The 17818-nt window shown below is 60.4% G+C and carries 19 protein-coding genes; 8 read left to right on the top strand and 11 right to left on the bottom strand.

Going from position 1 to position 17818, the window contains the following annotated elements:
* Window positions 1-2: 2 nt before the first annotated feature.
* Together FFI16_RS17585 and FFI16_RS17580 are read right to left on the bottom strand one after the other, a co-directional pair.
* On the bottom strand, window positions 3-485 hold the full coding sequence (locus FFI16_RS17585) for a GreA/GreB family elongation factor (protein ID WP_138816102.1): 483 nt from the start codon (window positions 483-485) through the stop codon (window positions 3-5).
* A gap of 5 nt (window positions 486-490) precedes the next feature.
* On the bottom strand, window positions 491-859 hold the full coding sequence (locus FFI16_RS17580) for a hypothetical protein (protein WP_138816101.1): 369 nt from the start codon (window positions 857-859) through the stop codon (window positions 491-493).
* A 132-nt stretch (window positions 860-991) separates the two neighbouring features.
* Here FFI16_RS17580 and earP point away from each other — a divergent pair, with 132 nt between their 5' ends.
* Together earP and FFI16_RS17570 are read left to right on the top strand one after the other, a co-directional pair.
* Window positions 992-2125 (top strand): elongation factor P maturation arginine rhamnosyltransferase EarP, encoded by a 1134-nt coding sequence (gene earP / locus FFI16_RS17575; RefSeq protein WP_138816100.1) that lies wholly within the window; start codon window positions 992-994, stop codon window positions 2123-2125.
* Window positions 2126-2174: 49 nt separating this feature from the next.
* On the top strand, window positions 2175-2747 hold the full coding sequence (locus FFI16_RS17570; protein ID WP_003218698.1) for an elongation factor P: 573 nt from the start codon (window positions 2175-2177) through the stop codon (window positions 2745-2747).
* Between the two features lie 67 nt (window positions 2748-2814).
* On the opposite strand, the gene FFI16_RS17565 is transcribed toward FFI16_RS17570, so the two are convergent.
* From FFI16_RS17565 to FFI16_RS17555, 3 genes are all read right to left on the bottom strand, one after another.
* Window positions 2815-3234, bottom strand: a complete 420-nt coding sequence (locus FFI16_RS17565) for an organic hydroperoxide resistance protein (protein WP_056857183.1) — start codon at window positions 3232-3234, stop codon at window positions 2815-2817.
* Window positions 3235-3470: 236 nt separating this feature from the next.
* A complete protein-coding gene (locus FFI16_RS17560) occupies window positions 3471-3923 on the bottom strand; it encodes a MarR family winged helix-turn-helix transcriptional regulator (RefSeq protein ID WP_138816099.1) in 453 nt (150 codons plus the stop codon).
* A gap of 79 nt (window positions 3924-4002) precedes the next feature.
* Window positions 4003-4953 carry a LysR family transcriptional regulator gene (locus FFI16_RS17555; protein ID WP_138816098.1) on the bottom strand — a complete coding sequence of 317 codons (951 nt, stop codon included), beginning with the start codon at window positions 4951-4953 and terminating at the stop codon, window positions 4003-4005.
* A gap of 108 nt (window positions 4954-5061) precedes the next feature.
* On the opposite strand from FFI16_RS17555, the gene FFI16_RS17550 reads away from it, so the two are divergent.
* A complete protein-coding gene (locus tag FFI16_RS17550; protein ID WP_138816097.1) occupies window positions 5062-5811 on the top strand; it encodes a sulfite exporter TauE/SafE family protein in 750 nt (249 codons plus the stop codon).
* Here FFI16_RS17550 and FFI16_RS17545 read toward each other — a convergent pair.
* Window positions 5801-6682, bottom strand: a complete 882-nt coding sequence (locus FFI16_RS17545; RefSeq protein WP_138816096.1) for a LysR family transcriptional regulator — start codon at window positions 6680-6682, stop codon at window positions 5801-5803. The genes FFI16_RS17550 and FFI16_RS17545 overlap by 11 nt on opposite strands.
* A 70-nt stretch (window positions 6683-6752) precedes the next feature.
* Here FFI16_RS17545 and FFI16_RS17540 point away from each other — a divergent pair, with 70 nt between their 5' ends.
* On the top strand, window positions 6753-6959 hold the full coding sequence (locus tag FFI16_RS17540; protein WP_056857178.1) for a DUF1127 domain-containing protein: 207 nt from the start codon (window positions 6753-6755) through the stop codon (window positions 6957-6959).
* A gap of 45 nt (window positions 6960-7004) precedes the next feature.
* Window positions 7005-8234, top strand: coding sequence for a winged helix-turn-helix domain-containing protein (locus tag FFI16_RS17535; protein ID WP_138816094.1), 1230 nt, complete (start codon window positions 7005-7007; stop codon window positions 8232-8234).
* Window positions 8235-8330: 96 nt separating this feature from the next.
* On the opposite strand, the gene FFI16_RS17530 is transcribed toward FFI16_RS17535, so the two are convergent.
* Entirely contained in the window at window positions 8331-9677 is a 1347-nt protein-coding gene (locus tag FFI16_RS17530) for a class II 3-deoxy-7-phosphoheptulonate synthase (RefSeq protein ID WP_138816093.1), read from the bottom strand.
* 124 nt (window positions 9678-9801) lie between these two features.
* On the opposite strand from FFI16_RS17530, the gene FFI16_RS17525 reads away from it, so the two are divergent.
* Window positions 9802-10557: a spermidine synthase gene (locus tag FFI16_RS17525; RefSeq protein WP_138816092.1), complete on the top strand. Its 756-nt coding sequence runs from the start codon at window positions 9802-9804 to the stop codon at window positions 10555-10557.
* Between the two features lie 133 nt (window positions 10558-10690).
* Here FFI16_RS17525 and FFI16_RS17520 read toward each other — a convergent pair whose 3' ends face one another.
* Complete coding sequence (locus FFI16_RS17520) at window positions 10691-11482, bottom strand: crotonase/enoyl-CoA hydratase family protein (RefSeq protein WP_138816091.1); 792 nt, start codon at window positions 11480-11482, stop codon at window positions 10691-10693.
* A 424-nt stretch (window positions 11483-11906) separates the two neighbouring features.
* On the opposite strand from FFI16_RS17520, the gene FFI16_RS17515 reads away from it, so the two are divergent.
* Window positions 11907-13580, top strand: a complete 1674-nt coding sequence (locus FFI16_RS17515) for a DEAD/DEAH box helicase (protein ID WP_027606997.1) — start codon at window positions 11907-11909, stop codon at window positions 13578-13580.
* Window positions 13581-13710: 130 nt separating this feature from the next.
* On the opposite strand, the gene FFI16_RS17510 is transcribed toward FFI16_RS17515, so the two are convergent.
* Window positions 13711-14478: a class III extradiol ring-cleavage dioxygenase gene (locus FFI16_RS17510; protein ID WP_138816090.1), complete on the bottom strand. Its 768-nt coding sequence runs from the start codon at window positions 14476-14478 to the stop codon at window positions 13711-13713.
* Window positions 14479-14581: 103 nt separating this feature from the next.
* Between FFI16_RS17510 and FFI16_RS17505 the strand changes: the two genes are divergently transcribed.
* Window positions 14582-15238 carry a thiopurine S-methyltransferase gene (locus tag FFI16_RS17505; RefSeq protein ID WP_138816089.1) on the top strand — a complete coding sequence of 219 codons (657 nt, stop codon included), beginning with the start codon at window positions 14582-14584 and terminating at the stop codon, window positions 15236-15238.
* A 134-nt stretch (window positions 15239-15372) separates the two neighbouring features.
* Here the strand turns inward: FFI16_RS17505 and htpX are convergent, their stop codons facing one another.
* Both htpX and FFI16_RS17495 read right to left on the bottom strand, forming a co-directional pair.
* Window positions 15373-16260 carry a protease HtpX gene (gene htpX, locus FFI16_RS17500; protein ID WP_138816088.1) on the bottom strand — a complete coding sequence of 296 codons (888 nt, stop codon included), beginning with the start codon at window positions 16258-16260 and terminating at the stop codon, window positions 15373-15375.
* Between the two features lie 305 nt (window positions 16261-16565).
* Window positions 16566-17777, bottom strand: coding sequence for a pyridoxal phosphate-dependent aminotransferase (locus tag FFI16_RS17495; RefSeq protein ID WP_017136168.1), 1212 nt, complete (start codon window positions 17775-17777; stop codon window positions 16566-16568).
* Window positions 17778-17818: the final 41 nt, after the last annotated feature.

Raw genomic sequence — 17818 nt, 5'->3', positions numbered from 1 at the left:
GTTTATCTGGCCTCGGTAACCGTGAAGTGTTGCCGAGCGCCCGCCACCAGAATCTCCACCTCATCGCCTTCGAATTTGCCCATCAGGCTTTTGCCCAAGGGCGAGCGCGGGGTGATGACGGTCACCGGCTGGCCCACCACATCCACTTTCAGCCCGGCTGCATCCGGCGCCAGGAACAGCCACTGCTGGCGGCCGTTCTCGTCTTCCAGGCCCAGTAGCGTGCCGACCTCTATCCCGCGTTGATCATCGTAGGCGCGTAGTGGCAGGTTCTGGCAGAGCGTCAGCGATTGCTTGATTTCCTCGACGCGTTTGGCTTGCCCGGCCGCCAGATAAGAGGCTTCCAACCCGAGGGTGTCGTACTTGTTTTCGGCGATATTTTCTTCGTGGGTCGCGGTTTCGTAGGCGGTCTGCGCGGCACGTTGGGCGATATCCAGGTCCAGGGCGAGTTTGTCCAGGATCAACTGGAGCACGGCGTGTTTATTCATGGTCATCAATCGCAGAATTGCAGGACATTCGCCTTGCTCTTTTCATTGGGCGCGTTCTGGTCTTGTTGCAGCCAGAACTGGCATTTGGGGTTGGACAGGTTGCGCGCATTGTTGCGCGCCTGGTCCAGGGTTTGTTGCTGTTCCTGCTTGCGCAGGTTCTCGGTGTACTGCTCAAACATTCGGTTGGGCGGCTCAGGCGCCACAGCGGCCGGTTTGCCTATTTGTTGAACCGCTTGAGCCACGGGGGCGAGGCTTTGCGGGAACAGGTAGCGCGAGGCCAGCCAGGCGGTCAGCACAATGGCGATAAACCCCAGCCACAGGCCAAAAGCCACGGCAGCACTGAGCTTGAACAGCGACAACGGACGTTCAGACATGATGGCCTCCTGGCAGGCATTAGTGGCGCAGCGGCGATTGTCGCACAGCCACTGTGCAGAATAATCGCGATCAAGCCTTCTGCATCGGCGCATTTATGCGGACAATCGAGCCTTTGAATGTTGGAGCCCGGAATGAAAGCCCGCTGGGATATTTTTTGCAGCGTCGTCGACAACTACGGCGACATCGGCGTGACCTGGCGCCTGGCCCGGCAATTGGTGGTGGAGCATGGCTGCGAAGTGCGTTTGTGGGTCGATGACCTGCGCGCCTTTGAGCGCATGTGCCCCGAGATCGATGTGCAGTTGGATCAGCAGTGGCAAGAGGGCGTTGAAGTGCGCTACTGGCCGGCTGAATGGCCGCAAACACCGTCAGCCGACGTGGTGATCGCCGCCTTCGCTTGCCAGTTGCCGCCCGATTACATGGAAGCCATGGCCGCGTGCGAACGCACGCCCCTGTGGATGAACCTCGATTACCTCAGCGCCGAAGACTGGGTGGTGGGCTGCCACCGCCTGCCGTCGGTGAAGTTCAAGGGCGTGCAAAAGTACTTCTTCTTCCCGGGGTTTCGTCCGGGCACGGGTGGGCTGTTACGCGAAGGCGGGTTATTGGAACAGCGTCAGGCATTTCAGCAAGACGGCGCCGCGCAGCAACAATTCCTCCAGTCTATAGGCGTAGTTCCGGTAGCGGGTGCGCGGCTGATGTCGTTGTTTGCCTATGAAAATGCCGGGCTTGCCAGCTGGCTGGACGTGTTGGCGACGGATGGGCATGCCACTCATCTGCTGGTGCCCGAAGGCCGCATCCTCGGCGATGTGCAGCGCTGGCTCGGGGTCGAGGCGCTGGCGGTGGGCGATGTGCACCAGCGCGGGGCCCTGACCGTGCAGGTGCTGCCGTTCGTGCGCCAGGAACAATATGACCGCCTGCTGTGGTGCTGCGACTTCAACGCCGTGCGTGGCGAAGACTCGTTTGTGCGTGCCCAATGGGCCGGGCGGCCGTTGTTGTGGCACATCTACCGCCAGGACGAAGACATCCATCTGGACAAGCTGGATGCTTTCCTGGCGCTCTACACCGCCGCCTTATCGCCCGCCGCCAAGGTCGCTGTTGTTACCCTGTGGCAAGCCTGGAACGCTGATGGCGATATGGCTCAAGCGTGGAAAATGCTCATGGAACACTGGCCGGAGGTACACCTGCACGCGCAAACCTGGTGTCTGGAACAGGGCTTGCAGGCCGATCTTGCGACGGCGCTGGTACAGTTTTATGAAAGTTGGATATGATACGCCACCTTGAATTTTGTAAATCCCATCCAAATTTCGGATATATGCAATGAAAACTGGTAAAGAACTGAAACCCGGTACAGTGATCCGTCTCGAAAACGACCCTTGGCTGGTTCAGAAAGCTGAGTTCACCAAGTCTGGTCGTAACAGCGCAATCATGAAGACCAAGCTGAAGAACCTGCTGACCGGTTACAAGACCGAGATCGTCTACAGCGCCGATGACAAACTGGACGACGTGATCCTCGACCGCAAAGAAGCGACCCTGTCCTTCATCAGCGGCGACACCTACACGTTCATGGACACCACCGACTACACCATGTACGAGCTGAACGCTGAAGATATCGAAGCCGTTCTGCCGTTCGTGGAAGAAGGCATGGAAGACGTCTGCGAAGCGATCTTCTTCGAAGACCGTCTGGTTTCCGTAGAGCTGCCGACCACCATCGTGCGTAAAGTTGCCTACACCGAGGGTTCCGCTCGCGGCGACACTTCGGGCAAGGTGATGAAGCCTGCCAAACTGGCTAACGGTACCGAGCTGCAAGTTGCTGATTTCATCGAAATCGACGACCTGATCGAGATCGACACCCGTGAAGGTGGTTCGTACAAAGGTCGCGCCAAGAAGTAATTCTGGCCAAACCGTACGACAAAAAAAGCCCGACCTAGCGTCGGGCTTTTTTGTGCACGTCTGTCAATCAGACCGTCACATGAAGGCGCACATCGACGTTGCCACGGGTGGCGTTGGAGTACGGGCACACCTGGTGCGCGGCGTCGACCAGGCTTTGCGCCTCGTCTTGTGCCAGGCCCGGCAGGCTGATGTGCAGGTCGATGTCCAGACCGAAACCGCCGGGGATTTGACCGATGCCGACGTGGGCGGTGATCGAAGCGTCATCCGGGATTTTGCGTTTTGTCTGGCTGGCGACGAATTTCAGCGCGCCGATAAAGCAGGCTGAGTAGCCGGCGGCAAACAGTTGCTCCGGGTTGGTGGCCTGGCCGCCAGCGCCGCCCAGTTCTTTAGGCGTGGAGAGTTTGACGTCGAGGATGTTGTCGCTGGAAACAGCGCGACCATCACGGCCGCCGGTGGCGGTGGCTACTGCGGTATAGAGCGTTTGCATGGTGTCGTCCTCTTTGATTGTTAGCGCTAAATGTTTGTGCGCTAAGTAGTTGGTGAGTCGAATATATAGCGCTAATATTTAGTGCGCAAGATAAATTTACAAAATATTTGGCTTAACAAAAAAACAGTGTGGGAGCGGGCTTGCTCGCGAATGCGGTGTGTCAGTCAGCACATCTGGCGACTGATACACCGCATTCGCGAGCAAGCCCGCTCCCACATTTTTATGCGATGTTGCCTTTAGACAGCGCCCTGCAAATTACTACGCAACGCCACCAGATCCGCCTGCAGCTTGCGCAACTGTTCAAGCTGCAAGCCGCTCGCCCCAAGGATGCACTGCGGAATCCCCATCGCCTTGTCCTGCAAGGCACGCCCCGCTTCAGTCAGTTCCACCACCACCACCCGCTCGTCTTCGCGCTTACGGGTGCGGCTGAGCAGGCCTTCGGCTTCCAGGCGCTTGAGCAATGGCGTGAGGGAGCCCGGGTCGGTGAGCAGGCGGTGACTGATTTCGCCGACGGTCAAACCATCCTCTTCCCACAGCACCATCATGGCCAGGTATTGCGGGTAGGTCAGGCCGAGGGCTTGCAGCAAGGGCTTGTACACCTTGGTCATCAGCAACGACGTGGAGTGCAGGGCGAAACACAGCTGGTTGTCCAGCATCAGGTGTTCGCACGGGTCGGGATTTTTGCTCATGGGGGTGCCTTAAAAAACGTGTATGCCCAGGAATCTAGCGGGCAAACCTTTAATGCGCCAGATAATTCTGACGCGCCGGTCAGACCAAGCCGCTTTGCAGCGCCAGATCCCATGGCGGCACCGGGCTGAAACGCGATTTGAGGTATTCCAGCAGCAAGCGGCTGCGCGCATTCGGTTGCTGTTCCAGGCGCAACGCGTAGATGCCGGCAGTTTCCGGGTTGGGCAGACCGTTTTCGCAAAACAGTGGCAACAGCTCGCCGCGCACCAGGTATTCGCTGGCCAGCCATGTGGGCAGGTGCGCAATGCCCAGCCCGGCGAGGGCGCCGGACAGCAGGGCTTCGGCATTGTTGGCGCTCATCCGGATACGGCGCGGCCGGTAGAGAGTACGGCGCCCATCCAGCTCGAAGCGCCAGGCGAACATCGGCGCCAGGCCGTCCCAGTCCAGACCATCATGCTCGCTCAGTTCGCGTGGGTGGCTCGGCGTGCCATGGCGTTTGAGGTAGGCCGGGCTGGCGCAGGCGATGCGCACAATGCTCGCCAGGGGCGTGGCCACCAGGCGCGTGTCAACGATATGCCCGGCGCGCAGCACCAGATCGACTTTGCCCAGGTGCGCGCCCTGCATATCGACAAAGCTGTCAATCAAGTGCAGGTGCACGTCCAGCCCTGGGTACACGTTCAAAAAGTCGGCAATCACCGGCGCCAAGTGGCGTCGACCAAAGGCGGCGGGGGCGTCCACCCGAATCAAACCTTCCGGAGCATGGCTCAAGGACACAGCCTCGGCGCGGGCCAGTTGCAACTCGTTGACGATCCGCCGCGCCCGCTCGGCGAAGGCCAGGCCCGCCGGCGTGGGCTTCACCGCGTGGGTGCTGCGCTGGAGCAGGCGGCTGCCCACCGAGCTTTCCAGGCTGTCGATGCGCCGCGCCACCGCCGAGGGTGTCAATGGATGGCGGCGCGCGGCGGCGGAAAAACTACCGGTTTCCAATACGTCCAGAAACAGACTGAGCTGATCGGTCAGGGTATTCGGGTTCATGGGCGTTTGCTTATGCGAGATTGGCACAGCCATTGTGCGTTGCTGTGCGTTTCCACGCTAGAGCCGACTGCGTAGCATGCAAGGCCTGGGTTTCTGGAGTGGTGAGCTGTGGTGGATTTGGCAATGTATCTGGTATTGGGCGCGGCGCTCGGTACGGTCGGCGGCTTGTTTGGCATTGGTGGCGGGCTGATCGCAATCCCGGTGCTGGGGGTGCTGTTTGGCCTGGATCAACAGATTGCCCAAGGCACGGCTTTGGTGATGGTCGTGCCCAACGTGATGCTGGCTTTGTGGCGTTATCACCAGCGCAACCGGATTGAATTGCGTCACGCGTTGCCGCTGGGGGTCATGGGTTTCAGCTTTGCCTGGCTCGGTTCGATCTGGGCGGTGGGCCTGGACGCCGGGGCCATGCGTATTGGCTTTATCGCGTTTTTGCTGGCGCTGGCGGCGTACAACCTGCTGCGCCTGTTCACCCGCAATGCACCGCCGACTGCGCAAATGCGTTATTCCTGGCCATGGCTTGGCGTGTTGGGTGCCGCGTCCGGTTCCATGGGGGGGTTGTTTGGCGTGGGCGGTGCGGTGGTTGCCACGCCGGTGCTGACCAGCGTGTTCGGCACCACCCAGGTGGTTGCGCAAGGCTTGTCGCTGGCCCTGGCACTGCCGAGCACTGGCGTGACGCTGGTTACCTACGCCTGGCACCATGAGGTGGACTGGATGATCGGTGTGCCGCTGGCGGTGGGCGGCCTGCTTAGCATCAGTTGGGGCGTGAAAGTCGCCCACGCGCTGCCGGAGCGCGTGTTGCGCGGGCTGTTCTGTGGCTTTCTGGCCGTGTGTGCGGTGATGTTGACCTTTAAAGTCTGAAGCCTTCGACGATGTATTGCGCCAGGCATTCGGTGATCGGCGAGGTCATCGCCGGGTTGCGCAACAAGTGCAGGTTCATCGAGGGCAGTGGCGGAAAGCCTTCGTCACTGCTCATGATTCGCAAGTCGTCGGTCACCAGGCTTTCCATGCACACCATCACTGCCAGGCCGGCGTTAACCACCGCCTGGATCGCCGCCACGTTAGAGCTGTGGTACGCCATACGATAGTCGCGCCCGGCTGCATCCAGCGCTGCTCGGGTCCACTGGTAGTAAAGGCAGTCCGTACCGGAACCCGCCAGGGGCAGTGCCTCGTGCTCGTCCACGCAGAAGCACGGTGAGGCAGCCCACACCATGCGCTCGGTGCGCAACAACTCGCCGATTTCCTTGCCGGGTTCACGGCTGATGACGGTCAGTGCCAAGTCCCTGCGCTGCATCAGTACCGATGACGACTCGCAGTGCATCTCGAGCTGGATCAGTGGGTAGGCCTTGGAAAACTGTTTGAGAATGCCCGGCAGAAAGCGCATCACGTAGTCATCCGGCGTGCCGATGCGCACTAATCCGACCATATGCGGCTCGCGCAGGGTGTTGAACACCTCGCTGTGCAGTTTCAGGATGCGCCGTGCATAACCCAGTAATACCTGACCTTCCGGCGTGAGCCTCACCTGTCGGCCATCACGCTCGAACAGCTTGCGCTGCAGCACGTCTTCTTCCAGGCGTTTCATCTGCATGCTCACCGCCGATTGTGTGCGGTTGATCAGTTCGCCTGCGCGGGTAAAGCCGCCCTGGTCGGCGATGGCGACGAAGGTGCGCAGCACTTCGGTGTCGATGCTGGGGTAGCCGGACAATTGATCAATCTCCGAGATGTGTTGCATAAAAAACATTCGTTGGATTGATCATAAGGCCAGGCACACACTTACGCCATCCCCACTGGAGGGCGAGAAGATGAAAGGTCAAAGAGGTTTTGTATTGTTGGGCAAGCGCCCGTTTTCCGGGCTGTTGCGCACGGTTGCCCGCTGGCAGGCGCTGCATGAAGAGCGCCACACCCTGGCAAGCTTGAGCGACGAAGCGCTTAAGGACATCGGGCTCAATCGCGGCGATGTCGAGCAGGAGCGTCACCTGCATTTCTGGCAAGACCCGCTGCGAAAATAAGCCGGGATGCAGTAGGGTGGTCGGTGAGCCCACACGGAGAGAACCATGCCCGCCGACCTGTCCTTTTCCCTCAAGCAAGCGCGTCGCATGGCACTGGCGGCCCAGGGTTTTTCCGGGCGCCAGGCGCCAGCCTTGATCAAGGCTGCGCACCTTAACCGTTTGATTGAGCGGTTGGGTGTATTGCAGATCGATTCGGTCAATGCCGTGGTGCGTTCGCATTACCTGCCGCTGTTTTCGCGGCTGGGCAATTACTCCCCGTTGATCCTTGAGCACGCTGCCTGGAGCCAGGGGCGGCGGCGTTCGTTGTTTGAGTATTGGGGCCATGAGGCCTCTTTGCTGCCCATGGCGCTGTACCCGTTGATGCGCTGGCGCATGGAGCGAGCGAAGTTGGGGCAGGGCATTTATTCGCAGATGGCACGCTTTGGGCGTGAGCAGCAGGCCACTATCCAGCGTGTGCTGCACACCGTTGAGCAGCAGGGCGCATTGGGCGCGGGCAGCTTGTCTACCCGCGAGGAACGTGCCGGCCCGTGGTGGGATTGGAGTGATGAAAAACACGCGCTGGAATGGTTGTTCGCTGCCGGTTTGGTCACCGTCGCGGGGCGGCGCGGTTTTGAGCGACTTTATGATTTGCCCGAACGGGTCATTCCCGCCGACATGCTTCAAGCGTCTGTGAATGAAGCCGAGGCTCAGCGCGGTTTGCTGCTGCACAGCGCGACTGCATTGGGCGTCGCCACCGAAAAAGATCTGCGCGACTATTTCCGCCTGGACCCCGCCGACAGCCGTGGCCGCCTCGCTGAGTTGGTCGAAGATGGGCAGTTGCAGGTGTGCCAGGTACACGGCTGGAAACAACCAGCGTACTGCCTGCCCGAACCTAAAGTGCCGCGCAAAGTACCGGCAAGCGCTTTGCTGTCGCCGTTCGATTCACTGATCTGGGAGCGCAGCCGCACCGAGCGTCTGTTCGATTTTCGCTACCGGCTGGAGATCTACACGCCGCAGGACAAGCGGGTGTATGGCTATTACGTGCTGCCGTTTTTGCACAACGAGCGGATCGCCGCCCGCGTTGACCTGCGTGCCGAGCGCGCGAATGGGCGCCTGGCAGTGCATGCGGTGCATGAGGAGGAGCCGGGGCTGGATGAGGAAGGGATGCAGGCGTTGGCACTGAATCTGCGGCAGATGGCGCACTGGCTTGGGCTGGAACAGGTGCAGCTCAACTGCCAGCGGCCGAGTGCGGCGCGGCTTCGGGTGGCGATGCTCAGCTTGGGTGTTGAACTTTAGGACGCCATCGCGGGCAAGCCCGCTCCCACATTTGGAATGCATTCCCTTGTGGGAGCTGGCTTGCCCGCGATGGCGTCGGCCCAGGCAACTAAATCCTCAGCGTTTGACCTGCTTCAATGTCTCAGCAATCAAAAACGCCAATTCCAGCGACTGGTCGGCATTCATCCGTGGGTCGCAATGGGTGTGATAACGGTCCGACAAGCCATCTTCCGTAATCGGCCGTGCGCCACCGATGCATTCGGTAACGTTCTGCCCGGTCATCTCGATATGAATCCCGCCGGCATAGCTGCCCTCGGCCTGGTGCACCTGGAAGAACTCCTTCACCTCGCCAAGAATCTGTGCAAAGTCGCGGGTCTTGTAGCCACTGCTGGCCTTGATCGTGTTGCCGTGCATCGGGTCCGAACTCCACAGCACCTGCTTGCCCTCGCGCTGTACCGCACGAATCAGGTTGGGCAGGTGGTCGCCGACCTTGCCAGCGCCCATGCGCGCAATCAGGTTGAGGCGGCCTGGGTCGTTGTCCGGGTTGAGGATGTCGATCAGGCGGATCAGGTCTTCAGGCTTCATGCTCGGGCCGACCTTGACCCCGATCGGGTTGTTGACCCCGCGCAGGAACTCGACGTGAGCGCCGTCCAACTGCCGCGTGCGGTCGCCGATCCAGAGCATATGGGCCGAGCAGTCGTAGTAGTCGTTGGTCAGGCTGTCGCGGCGCACGAAGGCCTGTTCATAGTTCAGCAGCAGCGCTTCGTGGGCGGTGAAAAAACTGGTTTCGCGCAATTGTGGCGAGCTGTCCATGCCGCAGGCACGCATGAACGCCAGGGTTTCGTCGATGCGGTCGGCCAATTGGCTGTACTTTTCGGCCAGCGCGGAGTTAGCAATAAAGTCCAGGTTCCATTTGTGCACCTGGTGCAGGTCGGCAAACCCGCCCTGGGCAAACGCGCGCAGCAAATTCAGGGTGGCAGTGGACTGATGGTAGGACTGCAGCAAGCGGTCCGGGTCCGGCACACGGCTTTTTTCGTCGAAGCCGATGCCGTTGACGATGTCGCCACGGTAGGCGGGCAGGGTGATGCCGTCGATGGTTTCATCGTTGGCCGAGCGTGGCTTGGCGAACTGGCCGGCCATGCGTCCGACCTTGACCACCGGGCAACCGGCGGCGAAGGTCATCACAATCGCCATCTGCAGCAGCACCTTGAAGGTGTCGCGGATTTTTGCGGCGGAGAACTCGGCAAAGCTCTCGGCGCAGTCGCCACCCTGCAACAGGAAGGCGCGGCCCTGGGTCACTTCGGCAAACTGACGGCGCAACTCGCGGGCTTCCCCGGCAAACACCAGCGGCGGGTAGCTGGCCAGGCTTTGTTCCACTTGCAGCAAGTGCGCAGCGTCCGGGTACTGCGGTTGTTGCTGGATCGGCAGGGCGCGCCAGCTGTCGGGGCTCCAGGGTTGGCTCATCATGAACTCGATAGGTTGATTGACGGTGGGGCGCCAATGTTAGCAGCAATTAGTGCGTGACCTGTTGCCGCCGCTTGGCCGACAATCGCGCCTTTGCCGTGCGGTAAACCCTTTAGGAGTAGTGATGAGCGAGGAGCGTGTCGAGCGCCTGCTGGCCGAAGTCCATGATGATTTCGGCATGATCCGTGTGCTCGAAGTGGCCGATTACCGTTTTCTCGAGTTTGGCGATGCCATTGAGCAAAGCTGCGTGTTTACCGCCGACCCGAGCTGGCTCGAGTACGACTACACCCGCGCGATGTTGATTGGCGCGTTGTGCCATGAGCAGCCGGAGAGCGCGCTGTTCCTCGGCCTGGGCGCCGGTACGCTGACCCAGGCGTGCCTCAAGTTCCTGCCGCTGGAAGACGTCGAGGCTATTGAGCTGCGCCCGGATGTGCCGCGCCTGGCCATCGAGTATCTGGGGCTGGATGACGACCCGCGCCTGTACATCCGCATCGGTGACGCGCTGCAATTGCTCGATACCGCCGAGTCGGCCGACCTGATCTTTGTCGACCTGTACACCGATGTCGGCCCTGGCGTGGGGCACCTGGCCTGGACTTTCCTGGAGAACTGCCAGAAGAAGCTCAACCCCGGCGGCTGGCTGGTGATCAACCAGTGGGCGACTGACGACGGCAAGCCGCTGGGTGCAGCGTTGCTGCGCGGGTTGTATCACCGGCATTACTGGGAACTGCCGGTGAAGGAGGGCAATGTGATTTTGCTGGTGCCTTCGGAGCTGGATCAAGAGCTTGATCTGGGTGCCCTCACGGCGCGCGCCGAGGCGTTGGCGCCGCGGTTGGGGTATTCGTTGCAGCAGCTCATCAAGGCTATTCGGCCGGCGACTTAGGCGCCTGTACCGACGCCTTCGCGAGCAAGCCCGCTCCCACATTTGTACGCGTACATCCTTTGGAATGCGGTCGAATGTGGGAGCGGGCTTGCTCGCGAAGAGGCCATCACTGCCGACGGCTAGTTCAAAGTGTTCAAATCCCCTTGAACACCCCCGGCCGCTTCTCAACCATTGCCCGCACACCTTCTTTGGCATCCTCACTGTTCAGCAATTTCTCCACCACCACCTGCAATCCGGCCGCCGCCACGGCTTCACCTTCCATGCGCGCCTGGCGCGCCGACATCAACGTCGCCTGCACGCCCAGCGGTGCCTGGCGGGCAATGCGGTTGGCCAACTCGATGGCGCGCGGCAGCAGGTCTTCACTGGCCATCACTTCCTGCACCAGCCCCAGGCGCAGCGCCTCATGGGCGTCGAACTCATCGCCGGTCAGCAGCCAGCGCATCGCGTTGCCCCAGCCGGCGATCTGATGAAAGCGCAGGGTCGCGCCGCCAAACGGGAAAATCCCGCGCTGCACTTCCATCTGCGCAAAGCGCGTGTTGCTGGCGCATAGGTTGATATCCGCCGCCAGCATCAACTCGATGCCGATGGTCAGGCAGTAACCCTGGGCCGCGACGATCACCGGTTTATTGACGCGAGGGCCGGCAAACACGCCCCACGGATCGCAGCCGCCCAATGGGGGTTGCCAGCCTCCCGACATCACGCCACTGACATTGGCCAGGTCAAGCCCGGCGGTAAAGTGCTCGCCGTGGGCGAATACCACGGCCACACGAGCGTCGTCGTTTCGATCAAATTCGCCATAGGCCAGGCTCAGCTCATTGAGCAGGTCCAGGTCAAAGGCATTGCGCTTGGCCACTCGATCCAGCCCCAACAGCAGGACATGACCCTGTAACTCACGGCTGACGCGACTGCTGCTGGCTTGATTCATCGGGTGTGGCCTCGGGGGCTTGGGTAGGTTTTTAGACCAATGGGTCTTGATGCACAGGTGAACCGTTTAAGTGTTGTGACCAACAGGGCCGGGCCTTTGAAAAATAGACCTTGGCGCGGGTATGCGCAAAGACTGTGACGCAGCGCGGTATATCGGCACTTTCGGATAAAAAAAGCTCCCTTTTTTAGCTATTTCCGGTATAGTGCGCGCCGGCCTTTAACCGGGCCGCGTTTAGGTAGCGCAATTCCCCGAAGTCAGCTTCGGCTGCACGTCCGTACAGCGGACTCTCCCTTGACGAATCTTTTTCATTCATTCGTTTTCGCAAATCCCCGCCGACAAAGCAGCCAGGGCGACTCTTGAGTCTCAACACGGCATGCGCAGCTTTGGAGCATGGGTCTTTGCGGATGCACTTAGAGGCAGACCCATGACCCAGGAAACCGGCGGCTTCGCCGCTTTTAATCTTAACCCGAACATTCTTGCTGCCGTCATTGCGACCGGCTACGAAGAACCTTCGGCTATTCAGCAGCAATCGATCCCGATCATCATGGCCGGCCAGGACATGATTGGCCAGGCGCAAACCGGTACCGGTAAAACCGCCGCGTTCGCCCTGCCTATCCTGCACTGCATCGATCCTGCCAAGCGCGAGCCGCAAGCCCTGATCCTGGCGCCAACCCGTGAGTTGGCGCTGCAAGTAGCAACCGCTTTTGAAACCTACGCCAAGCAAATGCCAGGCGTAACCGTTGTGGCCGTTTACGGCGGCGCGCCTATGGGCCCACAACTGAAAGCAATCCGTAACGGCGCACAGATCGTTGTCGCCACTCCGGGCCGTCTGTGCGACCACCTGCGTCGTGACGAGAAAGTGCTGTCGACCGTGAACCACCTGGTTCTGGACGAAGCTGACGAAATGTTGAAGCTGGGCTTCATGGATGACTTGGAAGTCATCTTTAAAGCGCTGCCACCGACCCGTCAGACCGTGCTGTTCTCGGCCACCCTGCCACAGTCGATCCGTGCCATTGCCGAGCGCCACCTGCGCGATCCGCAACACGTGAAGATCCAGACCAAGACTCAGACCGTTACCGCGATCGAACAGGCTCACCTGTTGGTTCACGCTGACCAGAAGACCTCGGCTGTATTGAGCCTGCTGGAAGTCGAAGACTTCGACGCCCTGATCATGTTCGTGCGCACCAAGCAAGCGACCCTGGACCTGGCCAGCGCCCTGGAAGCCAAAGGCTACAAAGCCGCTGCGCTGAACGGTGACATTGCTCAGAACCAACGTGAGCGCGTGATCGACTCCCTCAAGGATGGCCGTCTGGACATCGTTGTGGCGACCGACGTTGCCGCCCGTGGCCTCGACGTTCCACGTATCACCCACGTGTTCAACGTTGACATGCCTTACGATCCAGAGTCCTACGTTCACCGTATCGGCCGTACCGGCCGTGCGGGTCGCGAAGGTCGCGCACTGCTGCTGGTAACTCCACGTGAGCGCCGCATGCTGCAAGTGATCGAGCGTGTAACCGGTCAGAAAGTTGCCGAAGTCCGCCTGCCGGATGCCCAGGCCGTTCTCGATGCCCGCATCAAGAAACTGACCAACAGCCTGTCGCCGCTGGTGGCTGACGCTGAATCGACCCACGGCGACCTGCTGGACCGCCTGACTGCCGATATCGGTTGCACCCCCCGTGCCCTGGCTGCAGCCCTGCTGCGTAAAGCTACCAACGGTCAGGCCCTGACCCTGGCAGCGATCGAGAAAGAACGCCCACTGGTACCGAACAACGCGCCACGCGGTGATCGTCCAGAGCGTACTGGCGACCGTCCAGACCGTGGTGATCGTGAGCGTCGCGCTCCGGTTCCATTGGCTGAAGGTCGTGCTCGTTGCCGTACCGCGCTGGGCGCGCGTGATGGTATCGCCGCCAAGAACCTGCTGGGCGCTATCCTCAATGAGGGTGGCCTGGCACGTGAAGCCATCGGTCGCATCCAGGTGCGTGACAGCTTCTCCCTGGTGGAGCTGCCGGAAGACGGTCTGGAAAAACTGCTGACCAAGCTCAAAGACACTCGCGTTGCCGGTAAGCAGCTGAAGCTGCGTCGCTACCGCGAAGATTGATCCGCCCTTGGGCTGATTGATCGCAGATAAAAAAATCCCCGACTGGTTCGGGGATTTTTTTTGCCTGGCATTTCAGAACCAGCACTCGATCACTTGTGGGAGCAAGCCCGCTCCAACATTTAGATCCTCGTTAGCCAAAGCGATAGATGTCCATCCCCAGCGCGCCCAAGGTGAACCCCTGATGCGCCACGCTGAAATCACCCCCGGCACCCCGTGCAAAGTACAACGGCAACAGATGCTCATCGCTGGGATGGCTGCGCACGGCATGCGGCGCCTGGCGGCGGTAGTCGTGCAGGGCCGTCTCATCGTTGGCGGCAAGTTTATCCACCACCCAATCGCGAAAATCCCGGGCCCACGGCTCTATGCTCTCAGGTCCGGCACGCCAGTTCAGTTCACCCAGGTTATGGGTAATGCTGCCGGAGCCGATCAACAACACGCCCTGTTCACGCAGGCTGGCCAGGGCCTGTCCGACTCGGGTTTGCAGCGCTGGCCCCATGCGGCTAGGCAAGGAGACCTGCACCACCGGAATATCCGCCGCCGGGTACATCAGAGACAGCGGCACCCAAGTGCCGTGATCAAAAGGGCGGCGCTCATCAAGTTGCGCATCCAGCCCATCGGCTTGCAGCAGCTCGACGATCTGCGCGGCCAACTGCGGGCTACCCGGCGCCGGGTATTGCACGGCAAACAGCTCGGGGGGGAAACCGCCGAAGTCGTGCCAAGTTTCAGGCGCAGCGTTGCCAGTGACCAATAATTCGTGGCTTTCCCAGTGTGCCGATACCACCACAATCGCCTTTGGCCGTGGCAGTTCAGCCGCCAAGCGGCGCAGCGCCGGGCCACTGGCACCGGGTTGCAGGGCAAGCATGGGCGAGCCGTGGGAGATAAACAGGCTGGGGAGCATAAGTCGGGTCCTGAGGGTTAACATGTGGCCATCTTCAATCAGATCATTGATCTAAATCTAATATAAGTTTTAGCGCCTTTTGATCGAATTTTCAGGGTGATTTATGGAGCCTAAGTTTTGGCAAGAACGTTGGGCGCGCAATCAGATTGGCTTTCACCTGCCCGACGTCAACCCTTACCTGCAGCGGCATTGGTCGAAACTGGCATTGCCGGATGGCGCGAAAGTGCTGGTGCCGTTGTGTGGCAAAAGCCTGGATTTGATCTGGTTGGCTAGCATTGGGTATCGAGTGTTGGGCGTGGAGTTGTCGCAGCAGGCGGTGGAGTCTTTCTTCAGTGAACAGTCGTTGACGCCGCATATCCGCCAGCAGGGCGCGTTCAAGGTGTATACGTCCGGCCTGATCGAGGTGTGGTGCGGCGACTTCTTCGCCCTCGACGCCGATGCGGTGAGCGATTGCACTGCACTCTATGACCGCGCGGCGTTGATCGCTTTGCCGCCACTGATGCGGGCGCAATACGCTGCGCATCTCAATAGGCTTCTGCGTCCAGGTTGCAAGGGGCTGCTGATCACCCTGGACTATGATCAGACGCAGAAGGCTGGACCGCCGTTTGCGGTGACTGACGAAGAAGTCAGGGTATTGCTGGGCTTGCGTTGGAGCCTGACTGTACTTGAAGAGCAAGACATCCTGGGCGAGAGCTGGAAGTTTGTGCAGGACGGCGTGACGCGGCTGGAGGAGCGTGTGTATCAACTGACTCTGCGTTGACTATTGCATCGCCATCGCGGGCAAGCCCGGCTCCCACAGTGAACGCGTTCCAATGTGGGAGCCGGGCTTGCCCGCGATGGCGTTATCAGCAACCACAAAAAAGGGGCGATCAAATCGCCCCTTTCTGTGTCACATCAGCCCCGACGACGCAGCGCGTCGATGCGTTCCTCCAGCGGCGGGTGGCTCATGAAGAAGCGAGCAAAGCCTTGCTTGATGCCACCGTTGATGCCAAACGCGGTCAGGCTGTCCGGCATGTGCACCGGCAGGCCCTGTTCGGAGCGCAAGTGTTGCAGCGCTGCGATCATCGCCCCGGTGCCGGCCAGGCGGGCGCCGGCTTCGTCTGCGCGGAATTCGCGTTTGCGCGAGAACCACATGGTGATCGCGCTGGCCAGGAAGCCCAGCACCACTTCAGCGAAGATAGTCGCCACGAAGTAGGCGATACCGCGGCCGCCTTCGTTCTTGAAGATCACCTTGTCGACAAAGTTGCCGATGATCCGTGCGAAGAACATCACGAAGGTGTTCACCACGCCTTGTACCAGCGCCAGGGTGACCATGTCGCCATTGGCCACGTGGCCGATCTCATGGGCCAGCACGGCCTTCACTTCTTCATAGGAGAAGCGTTCGAGCATGCCCTGGCTCACCGCGACGAGCGCGTCGTTCTTGTTCCAGCCGGTGGCGAAGGCGTTGGCTTCATAGGCTGGGAAGATCCCGACCTCGGGCATCTTGATGCCGGCCTCGCGGGACAGCTCTTCAACGGTTTGCAGCAACCATTGCTCATGCCGGGTGCGTGGCTGGGTGATGACCTGGGTGCTGGTGCTCATCTTCGCCATCCATTTGGAGATGAACAGCGAAAACAGCGAGCCGGCAAAACCAAAGACCGCACAGAAAACCAACAGCTGATTGAGGTTCAGATCAACCCCGTTGGCCGCCATGAACCCGTTGAAGCCGAAAAGGCTCAGGGTGATGCTGGCAATCAGCACGACCGCCAGGTTAGTGGCCAAGAACAGCAGGATGCGCATCATGGTTGTAGAATTCTCCTCATGCTTAATATGTCGCGTACTGCGGGGTATATAAGGTGCGGCCTGGGGTGATTCAACCGAGCGACTATTTCAAACTGTGTCCTACAGCATCAATGTAGAGCCCTGAAGGGAATTTCTGACCTGAAAAGGCGTTCGTGATCACCACGCTCATGCCTTCGCGCCCTGTGGTTACAGGGGGCTGACCGGTCCGTGGTGTGCAGCGGCAAGCGAGGAGGGGAGGCAGGCTAGAGAAGTGTTGCCAGATACTCGCTGTACGACCGAATGGCGGTCGTACAGCGACTTTTACATTACTGGCGATAGGACTTGAGGAAGTTGCCGATGCGACCAATGGCCATGTCCAGGTCATCCACACGCGGCAAGGTCACCACGCGGAAGTGATCCGGCCACGGCCAGTTGAACGCCGTTCCCTGCACCACCAGCAGCTTTTCCGACAGCAGCAGGTCGAGCACGAATTTCTCGTCGTTGAGGATCGGGCAGACTTTCGGGTCGATGCGCGGGAAGGCATACAGCGCGCCCATGGGTTTCACGCAGCTGACGCCCGGGATTGCATTGAGCAGTTCCCAGGTGCGGTTGCGTTGTTCCAATAGACGGCCCTGGGGCAGGACCAGGTCGTTGATGCTCTGGTAGCCGCCGAGGGCGGTCTGGATAGCATGTTGGCTCGGCACGTTGGCGCACAGGCGCATATTGGCCAGCATGTCGATGCCTTCAATGTAGCTCTGGGCGTTGTGCTTGGGGCCGGAGATGGCGATCCAGCCGGAACGGAAGCCCGCCACCCGGTAGGACTTGGACAGGCCATTGAAGGTCAGGCACAGCAGGTCCGGCGCCAGGGAGCCGGTGCAGATGTGCACGGCGTCGTCGTAGAGGATCTTGTCGTAGATCTCGTCGGAGAACACCACCAGGTTGTGCTGACGCGCCAGTTCGAGCATGCCCAGCAGCACTTCCTTGGAATACACGGCGCCGGTGGGGTTGTTCGGGTTGATGATCACCAGGGCCTTGGTGTTCGGGGTGATCTTGGCCTTGATGTCGGCCAGGTCCGGGAACCAGTCGGCGCCTTCATCGCACAGGTAGTGCACCGGATGGCCGCCGGCCAGGGTCACGGCAGCGGTCCACAGCGGGTAGTCGGGCGCCGGTACCAGCACTTCGTCGCCGTTGTTGAGCAAGGCCTGCATGGACATCACGATCAGCTCGGACACGCCATTGCCCAGGTAGATGTCTTCGATGCCGACACCTTCAACCTGTTTTTGCTGGTAGTACTGCATCACCGCCTTGCGCGCGCTGAACAGGCCTTTGGAGTCGCTGTAGCCCTGGGCTGTCGGCAGGTTGCGGATCACGTCCTGGAGGATTTCGTCCGGCGCTTCGAAACCAAAGGGCGCCGGGTTGCCAATGTTCAGCTTGAGGATGCGATGGCCTTCCTCTTCCAGGCGTTTGGCGTGCTTGAGCACTGGGCCGCGAATGTCGTAGCAGACGTTGGCGAGCTTGTTCGATTTGCTGACCTGCATGGCGATGTGATCCTGAAAATGAACGATCCAGACGGCGTGGA

The sequence above is a fragment of the Pseudomonas sp. KBS0710 genome, assembly GCF_005938045.2.
In the GTDB taxonomy this organism is placed as follows: Bacteria; Pseudomonadota; Gammaproteobacteria; order Pseudomonadales; family Pseudomonadaceae; genus Aquipseudomonas.
The sequence above is the reverse complement of the archived record's forward strand: the minus strand, read 5'-3'. Positions and strand labels throughout refer to the sequence as shown.

Bases quoted from the DNA above. Each gene is read 5' to 3' on its own strand.
- FFI16_RS17535 (WP_138816094.1), top strand. From the start codon at position 7,005: ATGCCCGCCGACCTGTCCTTTTCCCTCAAGCAAGCGCGTCGCATGGCA.
- FFI16_RS17540 (WP_056857178.1), top strand. From the start codon at position 6,753: ATGAAAGGTCAAAGAGGTTTTGTATTGTTGGGCAAGCGCCCGTTTTCC.
- FFI16_RS17525 (WP_138816092.1), top strand. From the start codon at position 9,802: ATGAGCGAGGAGCGTGTCGAGCGCCTGCTGGCCGAAGTCCATGATGAT.
- earP (WP_138816100.1), top strand. From the start codon at position 992: ATGAAAGCCCGCTGGGATATTTTTTGCAGCGTCGTCGACAACTACGGC.
- FFI16_RS17515 (WP_027606997.1), top strand. From the start codon at position 11,907: ATGACCCAGGAAACCGGCGGCTTCGCCGCTTTTAATCTTAACCCGAAC.
- FFI16_RS17530 (WP_138816093.1), bottom strand. From the start codon at position 9,677: ATGAGCCAACCCTGGAGCCCCGACAGCTGGCGCGCCCTGCCGATCCAG.
- FFI16_RS17555 (WP_138816098.1), bottom strand. From the start codon at position 4,953: ATGAACCCGAATACCCTGACCGATCAGCTCAGTCTGTTTCTGGACGTA.
- FFI16_RS17585 (WP_138816102.1), bottom strand. From the start codon at position 485: ATGAATAAACACGCCGTGCTCCAGTTGATCCTGGACAAACTCGCCCTG.
- FFI16_RS17510 (WP_138816090.1), bottom strand. From the start codon at position 14,478: ATGCTCCCCAGCCTGTTTATCTCCCACGGCTCGCCCATGCTTGCCCTG.
- FFI16_RS17545 (WP_138816096.1), bottom strand. From the start codon at position 6,682: ATGCAACACATCTCGGAGATTGATCAATTGTCCGGCTACCCCAGCATC.
- FFI16_RS17495 (WP_017136168.1), bottom strand. From the start codon at position 17,777: ATGCAGGTCAGCAAATCGAACAAGCTCGCCAACGTCTGCTACGACATT.
- FFI16_RS17505 (WP_138816089.1), top strand. From the start codon at position 14,582: ATGGAGCCTAAGTTTTGGCAAGAACGTTGGGCGCGCAATCAGATTGGC.
- FFI16_RS17520 (WP_138816091.1), bottom strand. From the start codon at position 11,482: ATGAATCAAGCCAGCAGCAGTCGCGTCAGCCGTGAGTTACAGGGTCAT.
- FFI16_RS17570 (WP_003218698.1), top strand. From the start codon at position 2,175: ATGAAAACTGGTAAAGAACTGAAACCCGGTACAGTGATCCGTCTCGAA.
- FFI16_RS17565 (WP_056857183.1), bottom strand. From the start codon at position 3,234: ATGCAAACGCTCTATACCGCAGTAGCCACCGCCACCGGCGGCCGTGAT.
- htpX (WP_138816088.1), bottom strand. From the start codon at position 16,260: ATGATGCGCATCCTGCTGTTCTTGGCCACTAACCTGGCGGTCGTGCTG.
- FFI16_RS17580 (WP_138816101.1), bottom strand. From the start codon at position 859: ATGTCTGAACGTCCGTTGTCGCTGTTCAAGCTCAGTGCTGCCGTGGCT.
- FFI16_RS17560 (WP_138816099.1), bottom strand. From the start codon at position 3,923: ATGAGCAAAAATCCCGACCCGTGCGAACACCTGATGCTGGACAACCAG.